Below are 892 nucleotides of genomic sequence, written 5' to 3'. Positions count from 1 at the left end.
AGCATATTCCGGGCTGCCAAACGCGCCGATGGCCAGATTGGCACTCAGGGTGCCCGAGTTGAAGAAGGTGCCTACATACCCACCACCCGCTACAATCAGCCCGTCTTCAGCATCGATAAGACCGGTATTGGAGATAGACCCTATCGAACTCATCTCTTCGACATTGTCACCAAACACGCCAATACCCAGGCCAGCACTGATGGTACCGCCGTTAATTAACGACTCTATGCTAGCGTCATTTTCCAGCACGATCCCCTCATCGCCGGTGATCAATCCGGTATTACTGATGGAATAGATACTGGAACTGTTGAGCAGGATAGCGGCATCGTTCTCAGAGGAGATCGTACCGGAGTTGACCAGCTCATACAGCATGGAGTCATTTTCCAGCACCACGCCTTGGTCACCGTAGATTTCGCCAGAGTTCTCGAAATAGCACAGGTTACTGGCGTTGACTAAAACGGCAGTATCTTCATCACCTTCGATATATCCGGTGTTTTTAAACTCCCCCATGAAGCTGTTGTTCTCGAGGTAGACGCCCTTATGTCCGGTGATAGTGCCGGTGTTAAACAGCGAATCAATGTTACCCGCATCACTCCACAGGCCAATATTGTCACTAGCAGAAATTAAACCGGAGTTGGTTATCGGACCGATTGACCCGGTGTTGTAAATCCCATCATTGCCTGTGATAACGCCGGCATTGCTGAGCGAGCCAATGGTCGACGTATTGGTAATGCCAAAATCGGTTCCGGTGAGGGTACCGGTATTGGTGATGCTCAGATAATCTTGTGCTGTTGTAATGCTCAGACCACCTTGGCTGGTGGAAACATCGATCGATGCAGCGGATGATGGGTAAGTAGAAAGAACGCCTAGTACGGCACTTACTGCCACCACC

Annotated in this window: 1 pseudogene; it reads right to left on the bottom strand. The window is 50.4% G+C overall.

Going from position 1 to position 892, the window contains the following annotated elements:
• Positions 1–892, bottom strand: a pseudogene (locus J5224_RS30910) (hypothetical protein); the annotation flags it as partial.

It is taken from the genome of Candidatus Symbiopectobacterium sp. NZEC135, assembly GCF_025962695.1.
Note: the sequence above shows the minus strand (reverse complement) of the source record. Positions and strands in the feature narration are given on the sequence as shown.